We start from the raw sequence: 3,836 nt of genomic DNA, 5'->3' as shown, positions 1-3,836 counted from the left end.
TCGTGACCGATGATTCCGGTATCGTGACCGGTCATTCCGGTCGAGCGTGACCGATGGTTTTTGCCGGCAAATCACAGTGCAGCGGGAATTGTAGGTTTTTGGAGTTTGGCGCGTCTGCCCCTGGTTTTCTGGCTTGGCATTGGGGATTTTTGACTGCTTTTAAAAGGCTGTTCGGCAAAGCGAAGCGCGTCAGGCCGAAGGCATAGCCCTTGTGGGTAAGTGGGGTGGGAGACGTGGGCATGTGGTCAAGCTGGGCGTTTTGCAAGCTTGTCCACATATCCACTTCGACCCCCCACTTATCCAGCAAGCAGAACTTGCACAGCAGCGGTGCTGGGGTACGTTACGCAGTAACGTTTTCTAAAACGACGGGCAAGCATTTGTCATAGTATTGATCGACCCCACGGGGAAGTTCAGGCATGGCATCAATGCGTTGGATCACCGCACGTTGGGCCTGTATCAGCAACGTTTGCAGCAGCGCGCGCTGCGTTACGCCGTAACAGAGCGCCAGACGCTCCAATGCACATTTGGCATGCAGGTCAATCATCAGATTGAGACGCTGACCCTGCACATCCTCGCTCTTTAAATGCCGCGCCCGATAGGCCGCTTGCCGCTGTGCATTGCTCATCGCCATGACACGCTCCAAGCGTTACTGCGTAACGAATTTAAGTGCTGTTTGGTGCTCGCCATCACAGCACCCCACCATTGGCTGTTGCGGCGCTGGCAGCCACTGCGGTGGACTTCGGGTCTGACTTGTTGCCCGCACTGCGCAGCGATTTCTCCCCCTTGAGCGTGATCCGGTGCGTGCGCTCCAGCAGCCGGTCCAGCATCGCGTCCGCAATCGTCACATCCCCGATCCAGCCATGCCAGTGCTCTACGGGCAATTGGCTGGTGATGATCGTGCCCCGGTTGGCAGCTCGGTCATCAATCACCTCAAGCAGGTCCGCCCGAGTACTTGCATCGAGTGCTGCCAGTCCCCAATCATCGAGGATAAGCACATCAGTCTTGGCCAGTTGCAACAACCATTTGCCAAAGCTGCCAGCACCGTGGAGCACCCGCAATTCCTCAGCCAGTCTGGGCGTGCGCAGGTACGTAACGGTGTGACCACGCCTGCAGGCGTACTGTCCCAGCGCACAGGCCAGCCAAGTCTTACCGGTACCAGTGGAGCCGGTGATGATCACGGTGTGGCCGGTCTTGATCCAGTCGCCCAGTGCCAAGCTGGTGATCTGACTGCGCTCGATACCGCGCCCGACGCGGGTGTCGACATCCTCTATGGCGGCCTGCGGATACTTCAGGTGCGCCAGGCTCAGCAGCCGGGTTCGGCGCCGGTCATCGCGACTGGCCACCTCCTGCTGCACCAGCAGGCCTAAACGCTCCTCAAAGCTCAGGGCGCTCATGTTGGGTTGGGCCATCTGCTCTTGCAGTGCATCTGCCATGCCACTGAGTTTGAGGCTGCGCAATTGGGTCAGGGTTTGTTGGGTCATCATGGTGTGGGGGTCTCGGTTTTATCAATGGTTTGGGTTGCTGTATTGAGCCGCGAGCGCTTTCATTGGTAATACCCCGCGCCACGTATGTGGTCATGCGACGGACTGATCCACGGCTCAGTAACAGTCGGTTTAATCTGATCGCGCCCACTGACCAGGATGTCTTTGACATGCTGGTATTTGCAGCTGCCCAGGCTCAGGGCTAGTGCACAAGCCACTTCCAGGCGGTCTTTGCCATAACGCTTGCTCAAACTCAGCAGTCCAAGACTGGAGCGGTAGGCTTGCTCGGGGTGTTTGAATTGCGCCAGCGATTTCTGGATCAAGCCGCCCGTGGCCACACCAATGGACAGACCCCAGTCAATGAGTCGCTGCGGGGTCCAGTCCCGGTGGGCCAGGTGGGCCGCTGGCATGTGCGCCTGCACCGTGGTGAAGCCACCGACCCTGTCACTGCGCTCGTGTGCGGCCACGCGCTGGCCGCGGTGCAGCAGTTCGACACAATGCTTGGTGATGCGTGCATCCAGGCTTTGTCCGATCAGTAGGTGTGGCACGCTGTAGTAATGGCGATCAACTTGGACGTGATAGTCAATGTGGACGCGTACCGTTTTGAAGGTGGCCATCTCGTAGCGTTGCTGCGGCAGTGCCTGCATGGCTGGGGCATCCACTTGCGCGAAGACGCTCAGGCGTGAGCCGGGCAGCTTTTGAAAGGGCCGCGCGTTGAGGTCGGCCAGCAGCGGCGCAATAGCCTGGTTGACTTCGTCCACGCTGGCAAACGATGTGCGGCGCAGTCTGGCCATGATCCAGCGCTCAACCACTTGGACCGCCGACTCGGCTTTGGCCTTGTCTTGTGGGCAAATCGGGCGCGCTGGCAGGACAGATAGGCCGTAGTGCCTGGCAAAGTCGAGCACGCTGTCATTGACGCGTGGCTCGTAGCGATCTGGCACCGCAATGACGGCGCGTGGGTTATCGGGCACGATCAACGCGCAGACACAGCCCATGTAGTGCAGTGAGCCAACCATGCCCTCAATCCAGTCAGCCGTCTTCTCAGCACCGGTGGCCAACGCAAAGGTGTAGCCTGATGCGCCCATGCTTGAGACAAAGATGTGGGCACGGCTGCCATCGGTCAAGCCAATGGTGGGGCCGGCAAAGTCGACGAACAGTTTCTCACCGGCTTTGTGGATTTGGCGCATGGAGCGTTTGAGGGTTTTGGCCCAACGCCGGTAGTTCTCGCAGTATTGGGAATACTGGTGGGTGCGCTCAAGCAAATGATTGGCTTGGTGTTCTTGCCACAGCAGCATCAGGGTCATGCCTTTGCGACTGAGCTCGCGGTGCATTTGGGCGTAGTCGGGTTGTACGAAAGGGCCGCTGGTGGGGATTGGCCCATCACACAGTGTGGCATCGCGGGCGTTACTGCTGCTATTGCCGTTACTGCCGTTACAGACCTGCGCGGTGGCAAGTTGAACTGCGCTTTGGCTTGCTTTGGGTTTGACCTGCTGAAGTCGAGCTTGCAGATCGACCTCTGTCATGGCGGCAATCTGCGCCCAATCAAGGGCTGCTGCTTTGGCCAAAGCGACGTATTTGGCGACAACGCCTTTGGAGATGTTGAGGGCTCGGGCACAGCGTTCAAGCGAGTGGCCGAGTTCGAGGTTGTAGCGTAGTGCTTCTTTGATCATGCGCATCTTCATTGGTTGGGTCGGCATCGGGGTTCCTGGTTAGAGCCCGCGAGACTAGCCCGGGTGGATGAGGTTTGCGCTGTGATCTGCCAAGCAGACAACTACCGGTCACGATCACCGAAATGGCCGGTCACGATCGCCGGAATCATCGGTCACGAGACCGGAATCCCGATTTCATGCTCCTAAAATGATATCGGTCACGATCACCGGAATCACCGGTCACGCTCGACCGGAATACCCACTCAAGCATGCGGATGATGTATTCATGGGCTTGCAGCCGGATGCTCTGAACGGCCACCTGATAAGCCTCTTGGCAAGCTTTTTCGCATGCCGCTTGGGTGCCTGTCAGCAGTGCTTCAAGGGTGTCTTTTGTGGTCGGCAAAACAACGACTTCGGACGGCTTTGGAAAGACGATTTTCAATGGAGAAAAGGTAGTTTCCAAGGAGCTAAAAGACATGCTGTATTTTAGCCGTTTCCCCTATGAAACACGGGCAAAATTGAGCGTTTTATGGGGTTTATTTTTAGTCAAATCAAAGCCCTCCAAGAGCCAGCCAAATTCTTGCAAACTACAGCTCGCAGTGGCCGCTTTTTCATCCACCGGCCAGGCGAATTTATCGGCCTCCAAACGCTTTTGCCACAAGCAAAATCCATTGCGGTGCCAGTACAGGGCTTTGAGCTGGGTGTG

5 protein-coding genes are annotated in these 3,836 nt (G+C 57.6%); all 5 read right to left on the bottom strand.

Annotated features, from left to right (window positions below; genetic code table 11):
- Positions 1 to 340 precede the first annotated feature (340 nt).
- Positions 341 to 631, bottom strand: a complete 291-nt coding sequence (locus GZ093_RS20495; RefSeq protein ID WP_296489558.1) for a hypothetical protein — start codon at positions 629 to 631, stop codon at positions 341 to 343.
- A gap of 55 nt (positions 632 to 686) precedes the next feature.
- Positions 687 to 1,484 carry an IS21-like element helper ATPase IstB gene (gene istB, locus GZ093_RS20490; RefSeq protein WP_296489557.1) on the bottom strand — a complete coding sequence of 266 codons (798 nt, stop codon included), beginning with the start codon at positions 1,482 to 1,484 and terminating at the stop codon, positions 687 to 689.
- 59 nt (positions 1,485 to 1,543) lie between these two features.
- The gene (gene istA, locus GZ093_RS20485; RefSeq protein ID WP_296489555.1) at positions 1,544 to 3,178 is read right to left on the bottom strand and encodes an IS21 family transposase; all 1,635 of its coding nucleotides are present in this window, start codon (positions 3,176 to 3,178) and stop codon (positions 1,544 to 1,546) included.
- Positions 3,179 to 3,296: 118 nt separating this feature from the next.
- A complete protein-coding gene (locus GZ093_RS20480; RefSeq protein WP_296489554.1) occupies positions 3,297 to 3,608 on the bottom strand; it encodes a hypothetical protein in 312 nt (103 codons plus the stop codon).
- A 21-nt stretch (positions 3,609 to 3,629) separates the two neighbouring features.
- On the bottom strand, positions 3,630 to 3,836 hold a 207-nt coding region (tnpB, locus tag GZ093_RS20475), incomplete at its 5' end, for an IS66 family insertion sequence element accessory protein TnpB (protein ID WP_296489552.1).

Origin of the sequence: Rhodoferax sp. (genome assembly GCF_010365055.1) — a bacterium.
Taxonomy (GTDB): Bacteria; Pseudomonadota; Gammaproteobacteria; order Burkholderiales; family Burkholderiaceae_C; genus Rhodoferax.
This window is presented reverse-complemented; position numbering and strand designations above follow the sequence as displayed.